Raw genomic sequence first — 23,444 nt, forward strand, 5'->3', positions numbered from 1 at the left:
AAGACACTGGCCTCTCACGCCGGTAACATGAGTTCGAATCTCATACGGGTCACCAAACAACTCCGGAGGAGTTGTTACGAAGAAACTGCGTTTCTTCTCCCATGACCAGCAGCTCCATCTTAACGCAAGCGAGATGTTCTCGACCAAGACCAACGATCCTTCCTCTGCCCGACCGATCGGGACTAACAGCACGCTGAATGCTGTACCACAAAAGGGTAACCCGCCCCATACAGGAGCGTTTACCATATATCTTGCCGGTGTCGATTGCTTTGAGGCTCCACCCGTTCCCATTCCGAACACGGTAGTTAAGCTCACGGTCGCTCAAAATACTTGGCTGGTAACGGCCTGGGAAAATAGGTGACGCCGGCACAGAAACGATGGAAAACAGCTTGAATAAAGCTGTTTTTGTCGTTTATCGAGACCGCTGATACGGTTTGTACTTAAAAAGAGTATACTGTAGGCGGTACGGGCTCTTAGCTCAGTTGGTTAGAGCTACCGGCTCATAACCGGTTGGTCCCGGGTTCGAGTCCCTGAGAGCCCACCAAGAAAAACACTTGCTTTCGCAAGTGTTTTTTCAGTTATATTCGTCCCTTTGGGACGAGTGATATTTACTTTGTAAGTGAAATTCGGCTGCGCCGAGTGATATTGTCTGCGGACAGTTGGGAAGGGACGAATATAATATCACTGCGAAGCAATATCACTGTTCGCTAAGTGAACAATATCACTGCGAGGAATTCGAGTAATTTCACTTAAAATTTCAAATACGCTTTGGTGTGTTTTTCCGTTAATAGCTCTTTCTGTAAAAGATACAGATGTATTATTTAGATTACTTGTTATGAGGTCTTCTACATTATATAATAAATTATCATCGCAAAGATTGAAGATTGGGGAAACAGAATGAGCGAAAGCTTGAAGGTAAAATTAGATAATGAATACGGAATTAAGTTAATTTCGTTAAATGCGGTTCCAGCAGGGTGGTCGGCAGAAGCGTGGAGAGTGAGTGCCGAGGACAGCGAGTATTTTTTGAAAGTGTATGACAAACAAAAGCGCTCGATAAAATGCTGGATAGAGCGTATTGATAAATACATGCCGGTGGTACTTTGGCTGTCTCAGAATACCGTACTTACGAAAAACATGGTCGCACCGTTGTTGACGAAAAACGGCACGTATAAATGGGAAGACGATGAATTTTTATACCTTGTGTTTCCCTATATTGACGGAAAGACTATCGAGGGAGAAGAATTAAGTTCGGGGCAGATACGCGAACTGGCGAAAACGATTGCTCATTTACATAGTTATGGGGCGGAGATACCGGTTCCAACAGAGGGTATGAAAGAGACATTTGACGTTTCGTTTTGCATGGAATTGACAGAGTGGTTGGTAAATTCGGAACTGAAAGAGCTGCTCGCACAATATACTGAGACGATTAGCAATTTTGCGGGAGAACTCGAAAAAAGAGCTTTTCAATTACGGAAAGCGGATTTGAAGTTTGTGCTTTGCCATACAGATATCCATGGGTGGAATTTGATGCAAACGGACAAGCTTATTTTGATCGACTGGGAAGGGCTGAAGCTCGCGCCGCCCGAAGCCGATCTGTTTTCGTTCACCGAAACCTTCTTTTTCGGATATGCATGGGAGGAATTCTTGAATGAATACCGTGATGTACATCCGGATTTTAAATTTGATCCGGAAGTGATGCGATTTTACCGGCTGCGTCGTCGGATAGAGGATATTCACGCTTTTGCTAAGAGCGTTTTGTTCGATGGGCTTACAAAAGAGGAAAAAGATCGGGCGATGTGGTATTTGAATCGTGAATGCGGGTTTTTATGTGATATGTGAGTAAAAATACGAAACCGCTTCAAAAAGAAGCGGTTTGTTTATCTTATTTCATCCTGATAATACTACATAAAGCTGATTATACTTGATTAATGCTCCTGAGTTTTTATAAACGCTTCGACTTCGGCAAGGGTCGGAATAGAGTCTATGACACCGAATTTGGTCACCGAGAGGGCAGCGGCATGGCTTGCAAGGAGTATGGATTCCTCGATAGACTTATCCTGTGCAATGCTCGCCATCAGCGCGCCGCTGAAACAATCACCGGCGCCTGTGGTATCGACTGCGTTTACCTTTGGCGTATTAAAAAACTTGCCGCCGTTCTTAGTCACGAGCACAGAACCCTCGCTGCCGAGTGTGATGATGGCGACTTGGACGCCTCTGTCCAAAAACCATTTGCCCGCTTTGCAAGCCGATTCGAAATCGCTCACGGGGATACCGGTCAGAGCTTTTGCCTCGTGTTCGTTTGGCTTGATGCAATTGATGTATTGATAGAGGTCTTGCGGAAGAGCGAACGCCGGAGCAGGATCGAGCAGTGTTTTAACGCCCAGTCCCGAAACTTTTTTCAAACCGTAGGCGACGACTTCCGGCTGGTTTTCCAGTTGAAACCCGACGATTCCGGAGTCGCACAGAACATCCAAGGAGGCATCAATATCCGCCTTTGAAAGGTTATAATTTGCTCCGGGTACGACTGTGATTTGGTTGCGGCCGTTCTCGTCCACCATGATCACGCTTAGGCCGGTGCGGGCGCATTCGTCAATGACCATGCGGCTTCTGTCAATGTCCAGACGGTCATACATCGCAAGCGCGTCTTGCCCGTTATGATCGGCACCGATCCGTCCGATAAATCGGGTTTTTGCGCCCATTTTCGAAGCCGCGACGGCTTGATTGGAGCCCTTACCGCCGCTGCTTTCACTGTAGGACTGCGCGATAACGGTCTCGCCTTCATGCGGCAGCGCTTTGCATTTTAAGGACTGGTCGAGATTATAACTGCCGACGACGGTGACGGGTTTATACATAAAAGTACCTCCGTGATCTGATCGGAATTAGGAGAAAGTGTAGCACAGATCGGTGAGATGTTCAAGCACCGCACGGTTGCCGGATGGGTTTAATACAAGTTTGCTTTTATCATTGATAGCGGAAGAAGCATTTGAATGATATCGGAATTTGTAGTATTATAAAACTAAATTTAAATAGGGGGAAGAAAGGCATGAAATGTCCGCGCTGCGGCAGTTTGAACCTACTTGTAACCACCGAGCAGTTGAGCGCAAAGACCCGCGAGAGAGCACCTGGCTGCCTTTGGAGCATCGGGCGGGCGTTGTTAATTATATGTACATGCGGGCTTTGGCTGCTGGTCGGAAGACGCAGAGGGACAGCCAAGACCAAATTCAAGAATCAGACCGTCGCCATTTGCCAGAGCTGCGGCAATCAGTGGAGGGTGTAAGATACTTATAACGGGTTGGGATATCCTGCTAAGTTATATTTTATTAAAGTATTATCTCCTTAAGTCATCTTGTAATTCGAGCGCCCGTTTATAAAGCGGGTCGTATTCGCAGCCGCAGCTGCCGCATTCGGAATCGGCCTGCTCAATGGCTTTGATCAGGTCATCGCCGTTCTTATCGCCCGAGAGCCAGGCTTTGGCGGGCATTGCGATCAAATCCCAGTTGGATTGGGAAAATTTTGTGAGGATTCCGATCAATTCATCGCCGCGTTCCATATTGTTTACTCCTTTATATTCCGTTTCGGAAGCAGATATATTGTTATACGATCTTCAGGGATAATTCCGAAATCTTCTATATGTCAAAAGTAAAAAGACTTATAAAAAATCAGGTTGATTCGGAGATGCAAATGATTCGTCGGCGAGATCGGATATACGGTCTCAATCGCAAGCCTATAATAAAAATCCTGCCCGTTTAGGGCAGGATTTACTTTTTGGTACTGCATGTGAACTTTTAATTATAATAATGCATTTGACGGTTATAAAACCGCGAAGCGACGAAAGCATCGCTTCCTGCGTTCACGCCGAGGACGGTAGCGCGTGCTATATGGCTTTCGGGATGCAGATGATATGACGCGTTTGAGACCGGCATCAAGCCGGACACTTAACCTTGGGCTGCGGCTTTTCTGATGTATGTGACATACTTAAAATCAGTGGGCAAGCCGGGAATCGTAAGTCCGTACCGGTCGACAGAGTGGGCATCATCGCGGACGAAATCGGTGTTGAGTATTTGCCGAACTTCATCGCTCAAATTGCCGGCTCTGATTTCAAAGACAAAGACGATCTGAGCTTCGTTCAACTGTTTGAGAAGATTTTCGCCGAACCAATTATAGTCCCCGGTGAAATTTGCGGGATCCTGGACAAAAACAGGGCCGAGCGGCGAGTGCTTGGTCAGACCGTAAAAGAACACGCCGCCGTCATTGAAACCGAGGAATTGGTAGCGGTCGATTCCTTTTTCATCGAGCAGCGCATCGACGTATTCGGCCTGTTCGGTCATGATTTGAAAATTTGAAGTGATGTCATGATCAAACGAGAAATACGGCACAAAAATGAAATTAATCGAAAGAGCCGCCAAAATACCGGAAATCAAAATCCGGCATTGTCTGACGCCGAATCCGGCCGATATGCCTTCATCTTCTTTCGGATGCAAAAGCTTCGGTTCGACCGCACTTCCGCGAAGAAGCAGCAGGAAAAGCGACAGATAGTAGGGCAGCGCAAAGACGAAATGGTGATAGAAATAGCGTCCGCCGACCGCGACGGCAAACGAAGAACACAGCAAACCGGCAAAAAGTGCAAAGAATCTCCAAAACCAGCGCAGACGGCCTTTGAGGCCTGCGGTCGGCAGCTCGCGGAAATCCTGAAAGAAATAGAAAAACAGGGCGATAAACAACAAAGTGATAATGCAGAGAAATACCATCGAGAACGAGCCCATTTCGTTGATGATGTTTATAATATTAAACATTCTTATGAAAGGCGAACTGCTCGACTCGACCCGGCTCGCAAACATATATTTCAAATAAATCGTGATATAAGGTTTCAGGACGCCTGTGGCGGCCATGGCCCCAACCCCGATAGCCCCTCCGTATAAAAGAGGGAGGATGTTTTTATAAAGGAAACCGCGCAGACTGTCGATAAACAGGAAAGAAACGCCGATAGCCACCAGCACGAACGGTTCTTTTAAAAGTCCGGCGAAGGCAAGCATCAAACCGGATAAAATCACTTTCGGAGAATAAAATTTCAGTTTCGATGCATCGCTGTCGTAAATCAAAAGCAGATAGAAATCGACGAACACAATGCCCATCGCTTCAATCTGTATGTAACCGCTTCGGGTTTGGGCATATAGCATCATCATCATGCCGAACAGAAGCGAACTCAGAATAGCTGCAGTTGTAATGATTTTACCGCAGTTTCTTTTGATACAGAGAATGGTGGCGGCAATCGCAGGAGTCAGCATGGTGACCAGCAGGCAGATGAAACTGAAGATATTCATGGCATAGACGCCGCCTGTCAGTTTCAACGAAAGCGCCGACAGCCAGAAGATACCCGGAGGTTTGTTTTCAAACAGGTCAATGTATGGTTTTAAGCCGTTCAGAATGCCCCTGCCGACCGCCCAATAGAGCGGATCGTCAACGCAATAAGCGACATTCAGCTCCGTGCCGAGGCAGGACCAGCTTTTCCGGAGGGCCGGGATAAAAAAGAGAATGACAAAAAGCAGTCCGCTCAGTAAAAGCAGGAGCAGCTGAAGTTTGCGCGACGAACGGATACGCGTATAAATGGGATTTGTTTTCAAGTCCATTGTTGTCTCCGGCGTATGAGAAGAATAGGATAAAATAACAAAAAAATTCACCGATAAACGGCGGTGAAATGCGTTATGAAACGCAAATCGACAAAAATATACCACAAGAAGGGGTGTTTGTCAATCGGTCGGCATTGAAAACGCGTTGAAATCACAGGGTTTGACAGAAACGGCGGAATTTACTATGCGGATTTTCTCACGTAAGTGATATAGGTGAAGCCGTCGGGCAAGCCGTCGACGGGGTTGCCGTCTTTGCTGACAGAATGGGCGTCGTCGCGGATGAAATCTGTATTGAGAATGTCCCAAACTTCATCGGTGATAACGCCGGCGCTTACATTTGCGACAAAGACGATCTGTGCTTCGTCCAGTTCGGCAAAAAGGGACTTTGTAAACCAGGTATCTTTTTTAGCGAAGTAATCGGGGCTTTGAACAAAAACGGGCCCGAGCGGTGAGTGTTCGGTCAGGCCGTAAAAATAGGGGCCGTTGAAACCGAGGAACAAATAGCGGTCGATGCCCTTTTCGTCGAGCAGTTTATCTATGTAAACAGCATGCGTTTTCATCAGGGTTGTCTCTTCGGAGAGCCGTTGGTCGTAAGTAAAATCGGGCAGCAGATAAAACCCGAATAACAATATGACACAAAGAATCGAAAGCGCTCTTCGGCATTGTTTCGGGCCGAGGTGAATCTCGGGTTTATCCTCCGAATCGTGATTTCGGATTAAAAAGTTCGGCTCGTCAATACAGCCCTTCAAAATAAACAGCATGAGCGCCATATAGGCAGGCAGCGCGAAAACGAAGTGGTGATTGTAATATTGATTTCCGATCGCAACGGCAAGCGAAGCGGCCAATAAACCCACCGGAAGTATGATAAATCTACCGGTCCATCTCAGCCAGTGTTTTACACCGGACGAACGCAGTTCCCGGACATCCTGCACCAAATAGATAAATACAAAGACAAAAAGAAATATCACCGCACAAAGAAGCAGTGGGGAAAAGGTAGAGAGGTCGTTTATAATATGTACGTAATCCCGTGTTTTTTGAAACGGGGATTCACTCAGGCAAACCTGATCGTCGAGTATGCGCTTGAGATAGACCGTGAGATAGGGTTTCAAAACGCCGGTTGCCCCCATTGCCGCGGTTCCGGCTGCGCCGCCGTAGAGAAGCGGGAATACCGTTTTATATAAAACGCCGCGCAGATCGCCGGCAAACAACAGCGATACGCCCACAGCCACCGGCACAAACGGCTCCTTCAGCAGGCCTGCGCAGGCGAGCAGCAGCCCCGATGCGATCACCGACGGTGACCAAAACTTTAATTTTTGATTGTCTGCATCGAAAATCAAAAGAAGATAAAGGCAGACGAACATCGAGCCGAATGCCTCTATTTGGATATATCCGCTGCGGCTCTGGGCGTAAAGCGCCAGCATCATACCGAATAACAGCGAGGTAAAAAGAATCAGAGCGGAAGTGCGTCGGCTGCAGTTTCTCTTTCGGCACAGGATGGCTGTTCCGATTGACGGAATAAATCCGGTAATCAACAAGCAGAAAAAGCTGAACACGTTCATTGCGTATACGCCGCCGGTCAGCTTCAATGTCAATGCGGACATCCAGTATATACCCGGAGGCTTGGTCTCGAAAAGGTCGACATACGGCGTAAGGCCGTTGAGAATCCCTCTGCCGATTGCCCAGTACATCGGATCATCCCATACATAAGCCGGGTTTAATTCGGAGGAAAGACGATCCCAGATCTGTTTCACGGACGGAACCAGAAGGAGAACCAATACTGTAAGCGCTATAACCGCAACCATTACGGTTTTAAATCCGAGAGGTGTAAAGGTCCTTTTGAAAACTGCTTTCAGGCTTGGCTTCATCGTGGCTTCTCCTCAACCAATCTGCACAAGGCGTAATTTTATTCATTTTATCACGGAATGTATATAATTGTCAAATTTAGAAATGCAGCCGGATTGACAGAAGAGGTAAAATTAGTTAAAATAACATCGGGGGGATGATATGAATAACAATTTATTGAACGATTTGGTAAAACAAGTCGAAACGAGAGGCCCGAAAGTATGCAACTTGGTGGTTCGTCAAAACGGAGAGATCATCGCGCGCCATGATTTTATTCCCGAACAGCCGCGGCTTTTATATTCGGTCAGTAAAACCTTTACATCGCTCGGCATCGGGCTTGCCGAGAGCGAGGGACTGTTGGGATTGGACGAGACGCTTGATGTGTTTTTCAACTGTCCGCGGGGTTTTGAAAAAATCAAAGTAAGGCATCTGCTGATGATGTCGAGCGGGCACGGCGCTTGTCCGCTGGAGTCCGCCGGGAATATGGACGATATCGAGAAAATTTACTTCAGCAAACCGCTTGTCTATGAGCCGGGGAAGGTGTTTATCTACAACAATGCGGGAAGTTATCTGCTTTCTAAATTGCTCGGGAAGCGGGCTGGGTGCAATTTGAAACAATATCTGACACCGAGATTGTTTGAACCGCTCGGGATTTCAAATCCGCGTTGGGACGAGGATCAATTCGGGGTCAGTTACGGTTTTACTGATCTCCGTCTGAACGCGACCGATCTCTCGAAAGTCGGGCAAGTGCTGCTCGACCATGGGATATGGCAGGGCAAACAACTATTGCCGGAAAAATATCTGGCACAGGCAACGACAAAACAAATTTCCACCGAAAATGTCAGAAACGATTGGGCGACCGCCGATTCGCACGCGGGATATGGATATCAGATATGGATGAACAGTTATCCGGGAAGTTATCGGATGGACGGATACAGGGGACAGTATGTCGTCATGCTGCCTGATAAAAACGCGGTCGTGACTTATCTCTCGGACGAAGATAAAGATATGCTCGGTGTCTTGAGTTTGACTTGGAAGTATTTAATCGACAAATTATGATTGTAGGTAGAAGAGGGGGCGTTTTGATGAAAAGGGGTATTGCTGTTGCTTTGATGGCCGTTTTATTCGCGGTGGGATGCGGAAAAACGACTTCGGCGTCTTCGTCAGCACTCGCTTCAAAAGCGGGTTCAACCATCTCGGTTGAATCAGCAACTTCCGCGGTGAATCAAGTCGTTTCGTATATTACAAAACCGGACGATATGAGCGCGGCGGCGTTTTTGCGCCAAAACTTCCCCGATACCGACGGCTCGACCTCGACGATTCCGCTCGATGCGGCGGTACGCAGTGCCATATTTAATACGGGATTGGATTACGAGACGGGCAATGTCAAACATACAACTACTTTCGGTTCATTTGAGCGGCTACTTTCCGGAGAAGCCGATCTGACCTACACCGTGCCGCTCTCCGCCGAACAAAAGCAAGCCGCAAAGGACGCAAACATCGAGCTCGAGATGGTCCCGATTGCGAAAGAGGCGTTTGTTTTTGTGCTGAACGCCAAAAACCCCGTGATAAAACTTTCACAGGAACAACTGCGCGGCATCTACAGCGGCAAGATCACCAACTGGAAGCAGGTCGGCGGCATCGACGCCCCGATTGTGGCGTATCAGCGCAACAAGACCAGCGGAAGCCAGACCTATATGACCGCGTTTATGGGCGACACGGCGCTGATGGAACCGGTTGAAACACTGGTCGCGACCTCAATGGGCGGATTGATGGATGCGATTGCGCTTTATGACAACGCCGAGAACGCGATCGGTTATTCGGTGTATGCCTACGCCGCCGATATGTACGGAACGGGTACCGAGTTGAAATTCGCGGCGGTGGACGGCATCGCGCCCGACGACACAACGATGAAAAACGGAACTTATCCGTTATTATCGGAAAACTTCGCGATTTTCAAGGCTTCGGAGCCCGAGGGCAGTCCCGCACGGGTGCTTGCCCAGTGGCTGGTGACCCAAGACGGGCAGCAAGCGGTCGCAAACGGAGGTTATATCCCGTACGGTGTCAACCCCTCGACCGTGGTCGCACACAAAAACGCATGGAACAAGGTCGGAACCGGACCGAAAGCGACGGGAAGGGAGAAATTACCGACGAGTTATTATAAGGCGCTGTTAAGTGAAGCCGGTAATTACGGAACTGACGGCGCATGGGTTGACGGCGCTTATACTGTGACACTTCTTGATAAAAGCGAACTGCATATCTATGACGGACATAATTCCGACAGTGTCGTTTGGAATATTCGGGTGGATTTTACCGGATTGGTCAGCAAAGACAAAAACGCCGCAGTTACCGATTTTATGAACAAGTCAATTGGAGAACTGACCGCGCAGCGGACTGCGTTTGAAGCATATCTCAAAGAACTGAACAAAGCTCAAAAACCGACCTGGCACAGCACCGGTGACCCGTACAATATCCAGACGCAATGGCATGCCGCTCAAGAATATTCATGGAGAAGCGCGGTTCAGATTGATACGATTTGTTATAACGGATATCTTTCAATTGCCGTTCGGCTGCATTACAGCGGGCCGTTTGAAAGCGGGAATTTTGACTGCCGAACCGCAATTTTTGATTTGTATACCGGCAAACAGGTGCAATACACCGATTTGTTTTATGAGGGGACGAATATTGCGGATAAATTGGATGAAGCGGTGAAGCACTATATAAACGGCGACCTCTATTGGGATACCGGTTATGTGCATATCCGCCACGAAAACCCCATTGTTACGGATGAAGTCAAAAATTTCACGCTGAATAAAATCTATTATCCCCATGTCAATCATTGCTTTACATCGGGGGTAACGGTTGAATATGACATTCTCAGCGCTTCGGTTGTTGCAGATGCGTCGCGTAATATGAACGGACTTTGGACACCGAAGGTAGGCGTCTATCGAACCGCGCTGACCGAATCGGTCGGTTCTGGGCTTCGTAAAAACGGCGTTCTGGCTGACAAGGAGAAGAATTTTTATGCCGTTGAGGCTGACACCTATATCTCTCAGACGGCGGCAGATAAGATCAATGCTGCGGTACTGGCTTACATAGACGAGGTACACACAAAAACACTGAATGACTATTTCAAAGCCACCGGAATGTCCCGTAATGAACTGGTTTTGTATTTTAACCCCGGAATTGAATCCGGATTAAAGAGTTCGCTGGATGACTATTTAGATGAAAACGGCTGTACGGTAGAGAGAATTTTAGGGAACGGATTGTATTATGAGAAGTATGATCCGTATGTCATTTGCGGAAAATGTGTGGTTTATCCGAGAGCGGGCGCTTATTTTGAGAGCGGACATTATTTTATCGATAACGAGAGTATACGCACTTTTTATCTGCCGATCTGCTTGGTTTTCGATATTGACACCGGTGAACCGATTCAACTATCAAAGTTGTTTTTAAACGGATGGGAGAAGACAGCGAAATGGTACGATCTCTCAGAAAGCTTTTTTGTGAATACCTATGAAGCAGAGACGATTGCAACACCCAAAATCGACGATTTGGTTTTGGTCGATCTGTCATGGGGAACCGGATATAACACGCAATCCATTGCTACCTTTATGACCAAGGATGGCAAGAAGACCTATCGGGCGGAAATTCCGGGAGAGTATTTGAATTTTGACTGAGGATATGATAAGATGGGGTTAAGAATTTACCAAAACCCGAGCCAAGAAAATGCGAAGGATTGATTTGATGAAACAGCCCAATATCCTGTTCTTTTTGGCCGATCAGCACCGGTACGACTGCACCGGTTATGCAAGAAAATATCCCGTGTCGACCCCCAATATCGACGCAATCGGCCGCGAAGGGGTTTGTTTCAACAACGCCTATGCTCCGACGCCGGTCTGCGCGCCCGCGCGCCAGTCATTTTTATCCGGGCGCAGGGCTGAGGCCATCGGCGCTCTGCACAATTATAATTTTATCCCGACCAAGACGCTGATGCCCGAGGATTTTCACTTTGTCAAGGGATTAAAATCGGCGGGGTATACAACTTCGTTTGTCGGTCAATGGGATGGCTCGGTGCGTCCTATTGACGAATTCGGGTTCGATCAAGTTCGGCTCGGCAAGGAATATGCCGCATATATTAAAGAAAAATATCCCGATGTGAAATATCACAACTCGTGGTTTGGAGAACATAATCCGATACCGCTCGAAGACAGCCGCACCCATTGGTATGCCGCCCGAGCTTGTGAGCAGATTCAAATGCTTGCAAATTCTGAAAAGCCGTGGTTTCTGTGGATGGACGGGGTCGATCCGCATCTGCCGTGCCGGCCGTCAAGCCCGTTTTTCGAGCGGTACAAGCCCGAGGACGCTGTGATCTGGGACGGGTTCGGCGACCGGTTTATCGACAAACCCTATATCCACCGACAGCAGCTTTTGAACTGGCGGCTCGAAAGCAAGACATGGGAGAACTGGGCGCCGACCGTCGCGGCTTATTATTCAATGATCTCGCAGGTGGACGATGCGTTCGGGCGTGTGATCGATGCGCTCAAAGACAGCGGTCAATACGACGATACGCTGGTAATCTACACCTCCGACCACGGCGATATGTGCGGAAGCCACGGGATGATTGACAAACACTACATCCTCTGGGATGATGTGATTCGTGTTCCGCTCGTGATGCGGCTGCCCGGAAAAATCGAACCGGGTACGGTCTGTGATGATTTTGTCAGCAATGCGCTGGATCTGTTACCGACGCTCGCCGAAATCGCCGGTTTTGAAGTGCCCGGGAATGCGATCGGAACATCGTTATTCGACACCGAAGACAGGGATGACTGCGCCGTCTGCGCTTCCGGCGGACAACAGTTCGGCGCGTTTACGCAGCGGTGCATCCGCACAAGAACGCATAAATACATTTGGAACCTGACCGATATCGACGAGTTATATGATTTGAAAAAAGATCCGGGCGAGCTGCATAATTTGATCAAGCGGCCTGACCATGCGTCTTTGGTCTCGCTGATGCGCAAAAAGATGAAAGCCGAATTGGTGCGCTGCGGCGATCCCTATGCCAAGGCGGGGTGGCTGGCAAGACAGCTCGACGAGGATGTCAAGCTTGTTTGAGCGGTGCCGGCAAGCGTAAAGTATAATATGTAAAGTTTAAAGTTACAATATATTTAAATTGTAAAGGCGAACTTTGTTCGCCTTTGTTTTTCATGGAAATATATGCATCAAAACGGGCGAACGCAGTTCCTCCCTACACGATTTTTTACGTTTTTGCGGTATTCTACGATATATTTAAGCCTTTGATTTGAATAAATCCGTGCTGAGATATTTTTCTCCCCGGTCGGCGAAAACCACGACAACAAAGCCCTCGTCGATTTCCTTGATGCATTCGAGCGCGGCGAGCATTGCCGCACCGCTGCTCATTCCGACGAAGATCCCCTCTTCGCGGACGATCGACCTGGACATCGCAAAGGCGGCTTCGGACTCGATCATCACCGATTTGTCGATTTTTGTCGAGTCGTAAATTTCGGGGACAATCGCCTCCTGCATGTTTTTCAAGCCCTGGATATAATGCCCGCGAACCGGCTGCGCTTCGACAATCCGGATTGCGGGATTTTTGCTTTTCAAACCCATTCCCACGCCCATAATCGTGCCCGAAGTGCCGAGCGCGGAGACAAAATGGGTGACTTTGCCGGCGGTGTCTTCCCAGATCTCGTTGGCGGTCGTATAATAGTGGGCGAGTTTGTTGTATTCGTTTGAAAACTGGTTCGGCATAAAATACGCGTCCGGGTGGCTTTGGGTTAATTCGTGCGCTTTCCGGATGGCACCGTCCGTACCCTGCGAGGATTCGGTCAGAATGATTTGCGCTCCGAACGCCTCAATCATTTTTCGGCGCTCGACGGAGACCGCTTCGCTCATCACGATAACGACCTTATAACCCTTGACGGCGCCGATCATCGCAAGTCCGATGCCTGTGTTGCCGGATGTGGGTTCGATGATGGTTTTATTTTTCGTGAGGACGCCGCTTTCTTCGGCCTGTTCGATCATTTTCAGGGCGATCCGGTCTTTAATGCTGCCGGTGGGGTTGAAACCTTCTATTTTTGCATACAGCGGGATTTGGGGTTTGGGATTGAGCCGGTTGATGCGCACAAGAGGAGTGCGTCCGATGGTGTCAAGGATGTTATCGTACATTCGCGTTGTCCTTTCGGTTTTTTAAGTGTAAATGACATGGTTTCGCAGGGGAGCGAAATCCGCATGGTAGTCTGTGCGAAGTCCATGTGATGACAGAGACAGAGACATCCCTGACGCTCCGCGTGCCGTAAGGAATGGTTGCGCGGAAGGCCAATAGCCGCCTCTATATGGATTTAATGCGTTTTTTTCGGCGGATTAAAACGATGGTGATGATGACCACCGCAATCAATAGAAGCAGTCCACCGGCAGCCATCAGGACATAACTTTGAATCATAAAGCCTTGGGTTGACGCCAAAAATGCCGGAAGAGGCGCTTCGACCAGGTCTTTATAATAAAGCACTTCGGTAGTATAAGAAAGAGTCGATTCATCGATGGTCACAACGCGCGCCCCGTGTTTATCGCCGTTGCCGTAAATATAAAAGCTCAGCCCCGGTGTCATCACGAGATCGATGCCCCGGTCTGTGACGATGAAATCATTGACATGGTCGTGTCCGAAAAATGCCGCTTTAATATCCCCGGTCTCGGTCCATGTGTCAAATTCGCCGCCGTTTATGACCGGAGGGCAAGGGCCTTCGCCGAGAGTTCCGGAAAGCGTATACTGTGGGTTGAGCATATAATACTTGTCCTGCCATGCGTCGATTCCGCGGACAGAACCCTTGGTATCTTTCGGGACAACGCTGAGCATATCATAAACCTCGGGAACTATAATATGCTGGAAGGCGAAAGCCGGCAATTTATTTCCGTATTGAGCGGTCAGTCGGGATGAGGTTTGTTTGTACCAGTCGAGCTGATCTTTTCCGACGCAGGCATAAGTCCCCGCGCCGGTCGTGTCATATGTACCGCTGTCAAAAAACCACAGCACGCACTTCGGTGTGCCGTCAATGCCGTTTACTGTCAGATAATAGTTGCCGCAGCCGGTTATCGGCTCGCCATCTACGGCCAAACAGCAGGGGAAGGACTGATAATAAGCCATTTGCGTCTCTTTGGAAATGCCGCCCTCGTCGTCATGGTTGCCGAAGACGATCGCAAACTGCAGCCCACGATCGACTACCGGATTTATAATCGCATCAATGGCTTTTTTTGTAGCTTCGAGGTCATCTCCGATCGAGGGTGAATGGATCATATCACCCAAAAAGACCACGAGATCGGGTTTTGCTTCGTCGAGCGAGGCGTTCAGCAGATCGAGCATCGCCTTCTGCGGGTGGTCGGTATCCTGCGGGTCGGCAAGAATCAATATTTTATATTGGCCGTCTTTGAAATTCAAAGTCTCGGCGCCGAGAGACAGAAATAGCCCTGCACAAAGCAGAAGAGAGAAGAAATATGCAAGCACTTTTTTCATGATGATTTAATCCTTTGCATGAGTTTCAATAAGCTGTCGGCGAGCAGGTCAAAGGCCTGCGGCGAGAGACCCGGCCCAACGCGTTTGACATGCTCTCCGATGATCTCGGCGATGGAGTCCTCTTTGGAGACGGCAGGGGCGTTTTTAACGGTTCTGACAAAATCGGGAAAAGAAAAAATCTGAAGCCGTTCGATATTGCGCGCTTTGGCGCGCCGCTCTAAGATTGCGAGCGCGATCTCGCGGTAACCGGCTGACGGCGAAAGACCGAATTCACGCGCGGCGGCGGGCAGGATTTTTTCAAAAAGCAGCCGTCTCGGCTCGCCTTCTTCCAAGTTCATCAGCTCGGCGATCTCTTTGATTGCTTTGGAATCCAGTGCCGAGAAAAGCGAAAAGAACTCGCTTTCCTTCGGCGGATTTTCGAGATAATACTGTCTTCCGGCGAGCCCTTTGATCAATCGAAGCGCGTCACACCGGCCGACCAGCATGCGGTGCATGATTTTTTCGTGGCTGAAGTCGAGAATGTTCCCGAGGTCCTCGGACGGTCCAAGCTCGGTGACGTGCAGGTCGGCTTTGCGGAATTTTTTGACCACGCCGATGGCATAAGTGCGGATCACGAGGATTTCGCGAAAGCCCTTGCGGTAGAGCATATTGACCGGTAAATTATTATAAAAGCCGCCGTCGATGTAAATTTCCCCGCTGATGGGTTCAAGCTTGAAAACCGGCATATTGGCGCTTGCCATCAGATATTCAATCAATTTTCCCTCGGGGATATCCTCTTTGAAAAGTTCCATCGGTTTTGCCTCGGGCATTTTCACGGTGACCATGCCGAATTCGACCGGTGAGGCGCGCAGTTTCGGCTCGTCGTATATCTCGGTCAGAATCCCGCGGATTTTTGTGGTATCAAGGCCTTTTTTTTCAAAGAGAGTATGCAGGGCCGTACGCATTGGGCCGATCTTTTTGAAATCGAATTTGCGGTATATCAGGTCGTTCAGGATTTCCTCATCAACGTCAAACAGGGCCGAGAGCGAGAGTTTTTCCCACCAGTCGCAGCACCTTTTCCAATCGCCCTGTGCAATCAATCCGCCGTTGAGCGCGCCGATCGAAGAACCCGCGACGCCGCCGAATTCGGCTCCGTTTTCGTAATAGGCGCTGACAGCGCCCATCTGATAAGCGCCTCTTGCACCGCCGCCCTCCAGGATCAATCCTTTTCGCATATTCTCTTGCATATCCTCACCTCTTTGGTCTGAGTTTAGCACATTTTCGGAATTTATACAATAGTTATGGGCATGATTTGATTGTTTCAATTGACATCAGCGCAGTGTATCGGTATAATTTGAACAGATTGGAGGGAATGATATGGAACTCTTTCATCATACACAAAACGGACTGCCTGAATGGCAGGCCAATCCCGGTATATTTTCGATTAACCGGCTTGCACACCGGTCGGATTTTTCGCGCTATTCGACTCTTGGCGAGGCCTTGCAGTGCAAACGCTGGAGTGGCGAGCGTTATCTGTCTTTGAACGGCGAATGGGAATTCGCCTATTATCCCTGCCCCGCAGAAGTAAAGGAGGGCTTTCAAAACGGAGAGATTCCGTTCGGAAGTATTGAAGTACCCTCGAATCCGCAAGTATTAGGGTATGGAACGCCGCAGTACTGCAATGTGCAGTATCCCTGGGAGAGCGGCGAGGACGTGATGCCGCCGTATGCGCCTGAGAAGAAAAATAATGTGTTTTGCTATCGCAAGCGTTTCTTTTTGCCGCAGAGTTTTGACGGCAAAGAGGTAATTTTGCATTTTGCGGGCGTGGACAATTGCTTTTATTTATGGATCAACGGCCATGAGACGGGATTTTCGAAGAATTCCTTCAACGCGGCGGAATTTGACATCACGCAGTTTTTGCACGAGGGCGAGAACCTAATCGCGGTGCAGGTGATGCAGTACAGCGACTCCAGCTGGCTTGAAGATCAGGACTTTTTCCGGCTCTCGGGTATTTTCCGCGATGTGTTTTTATACTGTATGCCGCAAAAGGCGCTGGTGGACTTCGGCACCGTCTGCGACTGGTCGAACGGAAGCGGCAATCTCACGCTTTACGGAAAGACCGGAACGGCTTCGCATGCCTCATTATATGACGGTGAAAAAGAAATTTTCTCGGCGTCTGTCACGGGTGATTTCAATCTGTCGGTGACGCTGGAAATCATCAAGACGTGGTCCGCCGAAAAACCGAACCTTTATACGATTGTGATCTCGGCCGACGGCGGAAGCGAGTTCTGTTCGACACACGTCGGCTTCAGGCGCATCGAAAACCGCGCGGGCGTGCTGTATTTGAATGGTGCACAGCTGAAGTTTGTCGGTGCGGACAGGCATGAATTTGACGCCAAATACGGGCGCGCGATCACCCATGAGATCATGGAGAGCGACGTGCTGATGATGAAACGGCACAACATCAACGCCGTGCGCACCTCGCACTATCCGAACCATCCGTATTTTTTAGAGCTTTGCGACAAGTACGGAATCTATGTCATCGACGAAACCAATATGGAGACTCACGGCACCTGGGGATGGCCCGATGTGCCGCGCGTTCCGGGCGACGATAAATTGTGGGAGCCGGCACTGCTTGACCGCGTCGAGGCCGTTTTCCAGCGCGACAAGAACCGCCCGAGCGTAATTTTGTGGTCGCTCGGCAACGAGAGCAACGGCGGCACCGTGATCCACGAAATGTATAAACGCTTCAAGTCCAAAAACGACGGGCGGTTGGTGCATTACGAGGGCGGAAGATGGTGTTCCGACGGGACGCTGTCGACCGATCTGGTATCGGCGATGTATTCTACCTTCGACGAGTGCGAAAAACTGCTCAAGCAGGGCAAAAAAGAGCAAAAACCGGTTATCCTGTGCGAATACGCCCATGCGATGGGAAATTCCTGCGGTGATTTGGACACCTATACCGATTTGTTTTATAGCACCGAGGGCTTTGTCGGCGGCCTGATCTGGGATTTTGTCGATCAGGCAATTTTGAAGACCGAGAACGGCAAGACATTTTTGGGATTCGGCGGCGATTTCGGCGATGACCCGAACGACGCGGAATTCTCCGGCGATGGCTTGATCACCGCCGACCGCAGAATCACGCCGAAACTGATCCAAGTAAAGCATAGTTATCGCCCGGCGGTATTTAGCTGCAAAAGGCCGGGGAGCGGCGAATACACGGTCAAAAACCGTGCGCTGTTCACCGATATCAATGAATACGACATCGTCGTGACCTATACCAAATTCGCGGGATTCGAACAGACGGTGCTTGCCTCGCAGAGATTAGCCGTCAACTGCCCGCCGGGACAGACCGCCGAATTCACGGTATTTCCGCCGAAAAAGGTTGATGGTGAACTGCAGGCGAGAGTCGAACTCGTTCTGCGTTATGACACGCTCTGGGCGAAGGCCGGATTCGTGGTCGCATGCGACGAATTTATCACGGGCAAACAACCCCAAGCGGCTGTTGTCAAGAGCACGGCTCCTAAGGCAATCAGCACTTACGGGAATATTTATATTGAGGGGCAGAATTTTACCGCGCGGTTTTCAAGGCGCAGAGGCGAATTGGAGAGCTACCGCGTAAACGGCAGGGAATTGCTTGCCGCACCGGTGCGCCCGATCTTCTGGCGCGCGCCGACCGATAACGAAAACGGCTGGCGGATGCAGTCGGCGCTGGCTTGCTGGCGCGGGGCCTGCGATACCCGCGGGGCGATTTTAATGTCCGGATTTAAGAATGTCAAACAATTGAAGGATTGCGCCGAGGTCGAAGTCGAAACGCGCGCCGCGACATTTATCCCCAATATCGTGAAACTCCTTTATCGGTTTTACGGCGACGGTTCGGTCGAGATTAACTTCGAAACCGCGCTTGACAGAAATGTTCCGTGCCCGCCGAAAGTTGGTATGCAGTTCATTCTGACGGGCGGTTTAAAGACGGTGACTTGGCTCGGTATGGGCCCGCACGACAACTACTGCGACCGCGTGACAGGATGCCTGCTCGGCGTCTGGGAGAAGCCGATTGACGAGATGTATTTCCGGTATCTCAACCCACAGGAGAGCGGTAATGAGACCGGTGTTCGGATGGCGAAAGTGTCCGGCGAATACGGGCTTTCGGTTACCTGCGACCGGAATTTTGAGCTGAATGTAGGCCGTTATACCGCAGAGCAGTTGGAGTTTGCGAACCACTGGCACGAGCTGCCCGAGACCGACAGGACGGTTTTGCAGGTCAATTACGTCAGTCAGGGCGTCGGAGGTGATCTGAGCTGGGGCGAAACCGGCAGACCGCATGAAAAATTCCTTTTGAAGCCCGGAAAATATAAATATCAAATCCGGCTCACGCCGCAAAAAACGTTGTAAATATGAAAAAGGACGGACAACAGCATGACCATGACAAGCAGAGAGCGCTTTTTGCGCTGTTATGAACACAAAGAAGCCGACCGCATTCCGATGACCGACTCCCCCTGGCAGGGCACCCTCGACCGCTGGCGCAGAGAGGGTTTGACCGAAGCTGCTTGGGAAGATCATTTCGGTTTTGACCGTATCGCCTATTTCGGCGGCGACAATTCTCCGGGATTTCCTGTGAAAGTCATCGAGGAGACCGACACTCACATCACCAAAACCACCGAGTGGGGCGTGACACTGCGCTATATCAAGGGTGTGGATTCGACGCCGGAGTTTTTGCATTTCGAAGTCACCGATCCGGACAGCTGGCGCAAAGTGCGCGACCGGATGGCTCCTTCCCGCGAACGGATTAACTGGGATCGAATTGCAAGCAATTATAAAATCGCCATGGAGAAGGGCTATTGGCGTTATGCCAACTTCTGGTTCGGCTTCGACGTGACCCATTCATGGTTTGTCGGTACCGAGACGCTTTTGATGGCGATTGCCGAAGAACCCGAGTGGTGTGTCGAGATGTTCAACCGCGAGCTCGACGTCAACATCGCCTTGATTGAAATGATGCTTGACAAAGGATATGAGTTCGACGGTGTCCAGTGGCCGGACGACATGGGGTATAAACACAACCAGTTCTTTTCGTTGCATACATATCGTGAATTGCTCAAGCCGGTGCAGAAGCGCGCCTGCGACTGGGCACACGCACATAATCTCAAGGTGCATCTGCATTCCTGCGGCGACGTCAACCCGTTCGTGCCCGAGCTCATTGAAATCGGCGTCGACGCGCTGAACCCGCTTGAAGTCAAGGCCGGAATGGACCCGGTCGCTTTGAAAAAGAAATACGGCGGCAAGTTGGTTTTGCACGGCGGCATCAATGCGGTCAAATACGATCAAACCGAGGAGTTCATCGCCGAGATGGCAAAAGTGATTCCGGCGGTCAAGGAACACGGAGGCTATATTTTCAGTTCGGACCACTCAATTCCGAACAATGTCTCACTTGCCGAGATGACCGCGATCGCCGAAGCAGCAATGCGTCTTGGCAAATATTGATTTTCGGTTGAATTGATATCGATAAGTGTTATAATAGAATTCATTAATATCGGAGGTAATTTTCTATGTCACTGACAAAGGTTGCGATCATCGGATGCGGCGGCATCGCTAACGGCAAGCATATGCCGTCACTCAAAAAGACCGGAATGTGCGAAATGGTGGCGTTCTGCGATCTGATCAAAGAGCGCGCCGAAAAGGCCGCTGCCGATTACGGCGTCAAAGGTGCGAAGGTCTATACCGATTATAAAAAGCTGCTTGCGGACCCGTCTATCGAGGTCGTCCATGTCTGCACCCCGAACCGCTCCCACAGCAAAATCACGGTTGACGCGCTGAATGCGGGCAAACACGTCATGTGCGAAAAGCCGATGGCGATCAACTATAAAGAGGCCATGAAAATGGTCGAAGCCGCCAAGGCCAACAACAAACTGCTGACCATCGGTTACCAGCAGCGCAACCGCCCCGACACGGCTTATCTGAAAGCGGAGTGCGAAAAGGGTACCTTGGGCGAAATCTATTTTGCCAAAGCGCGTTCGGTTCGTCGGCGCGGCGTTCCGACCTGGGGTGTGTTTTTGAATGAATACGAACAGGGCGGCGGCGCTCTGATCGACATCGGCACGCATGCGCTTGATATGTGCATGTGGCTGATGCAGGACTGGGATGTCAACTACGTGGTCGGTACCTCATATACCAAACATAACAAGGACACCGAGACCGCAAATTTGTTTGGCGACTGGGATGTCAACCAGTTCACAGCGGACGACGCCTCGTTCGGCTTTATCGTGATGAAGAGCGGCGCGACGATTTTCCTCGAGGCCACCTGGGCACTGAATACGCTTGATCTGGCTGAAGCGAAAGTCGAGCTCTGCGGTACAAATGCCGGCGCGGACATGGTCGACGGACTGCGCATTAACGGCGTGAAAAACAACCGGCAATATATTGAAACACCTGACTTCTCCACCGGCGGCGTCGCGTTCTTCGAGGGCAATCAGGGCGGAAGTCCGGCGGATATCGAGCAGGTGATCTGGATGAACGCCGTCAACGGCAAGGGAAAACTCTCGGTGCTGCCCGAACAGGCCGCCGTCGTCACCCGCTGCCTCGACGCGGTGTATGAATCTGCCAAGACCGGCAAACCGGTGTACTTTAAATAAACAAGCTAAAACCTTCGGTTTCAGCTAGGAAGTTTTGCGCTGACGCACAAAACATCCGTCATGCCAAAACCTTCGGTATTGATCGGGGAGTTTTGCGCTGAGCTTACAACATCCCGGAAAAGAAAGGTATCATTATGAACGTGACTATTTTTGTAGAAGACGATAAAGCCAATACCCAACCCGAAGTGCTCAAGGTCTATAAAGAAGGCATCGCCGCAGAACTAGCGACAATTTTTAAAGGCAAAGCTCGCACGGTCAGCGCCTTCGAGCCGGAATGCGGATTGACCAAAGAAGTGCTCGGCGACACCGATGTGCTGTTATGGTGGGGCCACCGCTTCCACGGCATGGTGTCCGATGAGGTTGCTAAACGTGTGACCGATGCGGTTTTGACCGGAATGGGCCTTGTCGTATTGCATTCCGGACATTATTCCAAACCGTTTAGAGCGCTGATGGGCACGACCTGTTCGTTACGGTGGCGTGACGGCGATTTCGAGCGGCTTTGGATTTGCTCTCCGTCGCACCCGATCGCCAAAGGGCTGCCCGAATACATCGAACTCAAAGAAGAAGAAATGTACGGGGAGTACTTTGATATCCCGACGCCCGATGATCTGGTCGGCATCGGCTGGTTCAGAGGCGGAGAAGTCTTCCGCTCGGTCTGCGCGTTTCGACGCGGACTCGGAAAGGTGATCTATATCCAGCCCGGGCATGAGACCAATCCGACTTATAAAAACAAGGATATCCGCAAACTGATTCGCAATGCCGCCGAATGGGCCGCAGCCGACATCAGAGCCGCTGCTCCCACCGGAAGCCGTCACTGCGAAGTGCCCCCGGAGAGCAAATAGATAACACCCCAAACAGGGAGGTTTTATTATGAAACTAGGTGTTTTAACTGTACTGTTTTCCGACCGTTCGCTCGAAGATACGCTTAAATATTTAGCGGGTCTCGGCATTGATACGGTCGAAATCGGCTGCGGCGGTTTCCCGGGACGTGCGCATTGCGACCCGGAAATCCTGCTTTCGAACCAAAAAGCGCTGGACGAGTTCAAAGCCAAGTTCAAACACTACGGCATCGGTATCTCGGCGCTGTCAGCGCACGGGAATGCTGTGCATCCCGATAAAGCCGTCGCTGCAACCGCGCACGACCATTTTATCAAGGCGTGCCAACTGGCTCAAAAACTGGACATTGACCGCGTTGTTACCTTTTCAGGATGCCCCGGCGACCATGCGGGCGCGAAATATCCGAACTGGGTGACCTGCCCGTGGCCGGACGACTTTTTAAAGATTCTCGACTGGCAATGGGACGAGGTCTTGGTGCCTTATTGGAAAAACACGGTCAAAGAAGCCGCGAAATACGGCATCGAGAAGATCGCGTTCGAGATGCACCCGGGCTTCTGTGTCTATAATACCGAAACTATGTTAAAAATCCGCGACCGCGTCGGCAAGCAGCTCGGGGCAAACTTTGACCCGTCGCATCTGTGGTGGCAGGATATGGACCCCGTCGAGGCCATTTATGCGCTCAAAGGTGCGATTTATCATTTCCACGCAAAAGACACCAAGGTCAATCCGCGCACGACCAGAGTCAACGGCGTGCTGGACACCAAGCACTTCTCCGACGAGCCGAATCGCAGCTGGATTTTCCGCACGGTAGGTTACGGGCACGGCGAGGACGTTTGGCGTGATATCGTCTCGGCGCTGCGCCTGACCGGGTATGATTATGTGATGTCCATCGAGCACGAAGACTCGCTGATGACCCCCACCGAGGGACTGGAAAAAGCCGTCGACCTGCTGCGCAGGGTGATTGCGTTTGAACCCAAACCGGGTGGCATGTGGTGGGCTTGAAAT

Annotated in this window: 17 protein-coding genes, 1 tRNA gene and 1 rRNA gene; 12 read left to right on the plus strand and 7 right to left on the minus strand. The window is 50.2% G+C overall.

The window, feature by feature from the left end:
• The first annotated feature begins 253 nt into the window (after positions 1 to 253).
• The 3 genes from rrf to PKH29_07860 all read left to right on the plus strand — a co-directional run bounded on the left by rrf (position 254) and on the right by PKH29_07860 (position 1,839).
• Positions 254 to 369 (plus strand): 5S ribosomal RNA (rrf, locus tag PKH29_07850).
• 98 nt (positions 370 to 467) lie between these two features.
• Positions 468 to 544, plus strand: a tRNA-Ile gene (locus PKH29_07855).
• Positions 545 to 909: 365 nt separating this feature from the next.
• Positions 910 to 1,839, plus strand: coding sequence for an aminoglycoside phosphotransferase family protein (locus PKH29_07860; GenBank protein ID HNX14754.1), 930 nt, complete (start codon positions 910 to 912; stop codon positions 1,837 to 1,839).
• A gap of 86 nt (positions 1,840 to 1,925) precedes the next feature.
• Here the strand turns inward: PKH29_07860 and rbsK are convergent, their stop codons facing one another.
• Positions 1,926 to 2,852, minus strand: coding sequence for a ribokinase (gene rbsK, locus PKH29_07865; protein HNX14755.1), 927 nt, complete (start codon positions 2,850 to 2,852; stop codon positions 1,926 to 1,928).
• 191 nt (positions 2,853 to 3,043) lie between these two features.
• On the opposite strand from rbsK, the gene PKH29_07870 reads away from it, so the two are divergent.
• Positions 3,044 to 3,277 (plus strand): hypothetical protein, encoded by a 234-nt coding sequence (locus tag PKH29_07870; protein HNX14756.1) that lies wholly within the window; start codon positions 3,044 to 3,046, stop codon positions 3,275 to 3,277.
• A gap of 51 nt (positions 3,278 to 3,328) precedes the next feature.
• On the opposite strand, the gene PKH29_07875 is transcribed toward PKH29_07870, so the two are convergent.
• From PKH29_07875 to PKH29_07885, 3 genes are all read right to left on the minus strand, one after another.
• A complete protein-coding gene (locus PKH29_07875) occupies positions 3,329 to 3,550 on the minus strand; it encodes a hypothetical protein (GenBank protein ID HNX14757.1) in 222 nt (73 codons plus the stop codon).
• A gap of 385 nt (positions 3,551 to 3,935) precedes the next feature.
• The gene (locus PKH29_07880; protein HNX14758.1) at positions 3,936 to 5,627 is read right to left on the minus strand and encodes a hypothetical protein; all 1,692 of its coding nucleotides are present in this window, start codon (positions 5,625 to 5,627) and stop codon (positions 3,936 to 3,938) included.
• Between the two features lie 182 nt (positions 5,628 to 5,809).
• Positions 5,810 to 7,492 (minus strand): hypothetical protein, encoded by a 1,683-nt coding sequence (locus PKH29_07885; protein ID HNX14759.1) that lies wholly within the window; start codon positions 7,490 to 7,492, stop codon positions 5,810 to 5,812.
• 139 nt (positions 7,493 to 7,631) lie between these two features.
• Between PKH29_07885 and PKH29_07890 the strand changes: the two genes are divergently transcribed.
• From PKH29_07890 to PKH29_07900, 3 genes are all read left to right on the plus strand, one after another.
• Positions 7,632 to 8,528 (plus strand): serine hydrolase domain-containing protein, encoded by an 897-nt coding sequence (locus tag PKH29_07890; GenBank protein ID HNX14760.1) that lies wholly within the window; start codon positions 7,632 to 7,634, stop codon positions 8,526 to 8,528.
• 26 nt (positions 8,529 to 8,554) lie between these two features.
• Positions 8,555 to 11,149, plus strand: coding sequence for a substrate-binding domain-containing protein (locus tag PKH29_07895; protein ID HNX14761.1), 2,595 nt, complete (start codon positions 8,555 to 8,557; stop codon positions 11,147 to 11,149).
• Between the two features lie 67 nt (positions 11,150 to 11,216).
• The gene (locus PKH29_07900) at positions 11,217 to 12,584 is read left to right on the plus strand and encodes a sulfatase-like hydrolase/transferase (protein HNX14762.1); all 1,368 of its coding nucleotides are present in this window, start codon (positions 11,217 to 11,219) and stop codon (positions 12,582 to 12,584) included.
• A gap of 174 nt (positions 12,585 to 12,758) precedes the next feature.
• Here the strand turns inward: PKH29_07900 and PKH29_07905 are convergent, their stop codons facing one another.
• From PKH29_07905 to PKH29_07915, 3 genes are all read right to left on the minus strand, one after another.
• The gene (locus tag PKH29_07905) at positions 12,759 to 13,658 is read right to left on the minus strand and encodes a cysteine synthase family protein (protein ID HNX14763.1); all 900 of its coding nucleotides are present in this window, start codon (positions 13,656 to 13,658) and stop codon (positions 12,759 to 12,761) included.
• 163 nt (positions 13,659 to 13,821) lie between these two features.
• Entirely contained in the window at positions 13,822 to 14,997 is a 1,176-nt protein-coding gene (locus tag PKH29_07910; protein ID HNX14764.1) for a metallophosphoesterase family protein, read from the minus strand.
• The gene (locus tag PKH29_07915) at positions 14,994 to 16,223 is read right to left on the minus strand and encodes a patatin-like phospholipase family protein (protein HNX14765.1); all 1,230 of its coding nucleotides are present in this window, start codon (positions 16,221 to 16,223) and stop codon (positions 14,994 to 14,996) included. Before PKH29_07915 ends, PKH29_07910 begins: the two co-directional genes overlap by 4 nt.
• A 130-nt stretch (positions 16,224 to 16,353) precedes the next feature.
• Between PKH29_07915 and PKH29_07920 the strand changes: the two genes are divergently transcribed.
• The 5 genes from PKH29_07920 to PKH29_07940 all read left to right on the plus strand — a co-directional run bounded on the left by PKH29_07920 (position 16,354) and on the right by PKH29_07940 (position 23,441).
• Positions 16,354 to 19,368 carry a glycoside hydrolase family 2 TIM barrel-domain containing protein gene (locus tag PKH29_07920; GenBank protein ID HNX14766.1) on the plus strand — a complete coding sequence of 1,005 codons (3,015 nt, stop codon included), beginning with the start codon at positions 16,354 to 16,356 and terminating at the stop codon, positions 19,366 to 19,368.
• Positions 19,369 to 19,392: 24 nt separating this feature from the next.
• Entirely contained in the window at positions 19,393 to 20,454 is a 1,062-nt protein-coding gene (locus PKH29_07925) for a uroporphyrinogen decarboxylase family protein (GenBank protein ID HNX14767.1), read from the plus strand.
• Between the two features lie 65 nt (positions 20,455 to 20,519).
• A complete protein-coding gene (locus PKH29_07930) occupies positions 20,520 to 21,602 on the plus strand; it encodes a Gfo/Idh/MocA family oxidoreductase (protein HNX14768.1) in 1,083 nt (360 codons plus the stop codon).
• Between the two features lie 134 nt (positions 21,603 to 21,736).
• Entirely contained in the window at positions 21,737 to 22,444 is a 708-nt protein-coding gene (locus PKH29_07935) for a ThuA domain-containing protein (protein ID HNX14769.1), read from the plus strand.
• Positions 22,445 to 22,472: 28 nt separating this feature from the next.
• Positions 22,473 to 23,441, plus strand: coding sequence for a sugar phosphate isomerase/epimerase (locus tag PKH29_07940; GenBank protein HNX14770.1), 969 nt, complete (start codon positions 22,473 to 22,475; stop codon positions 23,439 to 23,441).
• The last annotated feature ends 3 nt before the right edge of the window (positions 23,442 to 23,444 follow it).

This window comes from Oscillospiraceae bacterium (assembly GCA_035353335.1).
In the GTDB taxonomy this organism is placed as follows: Bacteria; Bacillota; Clostridia; order Oscillospirales; family JAKOTC01; genus DAOPZJ01.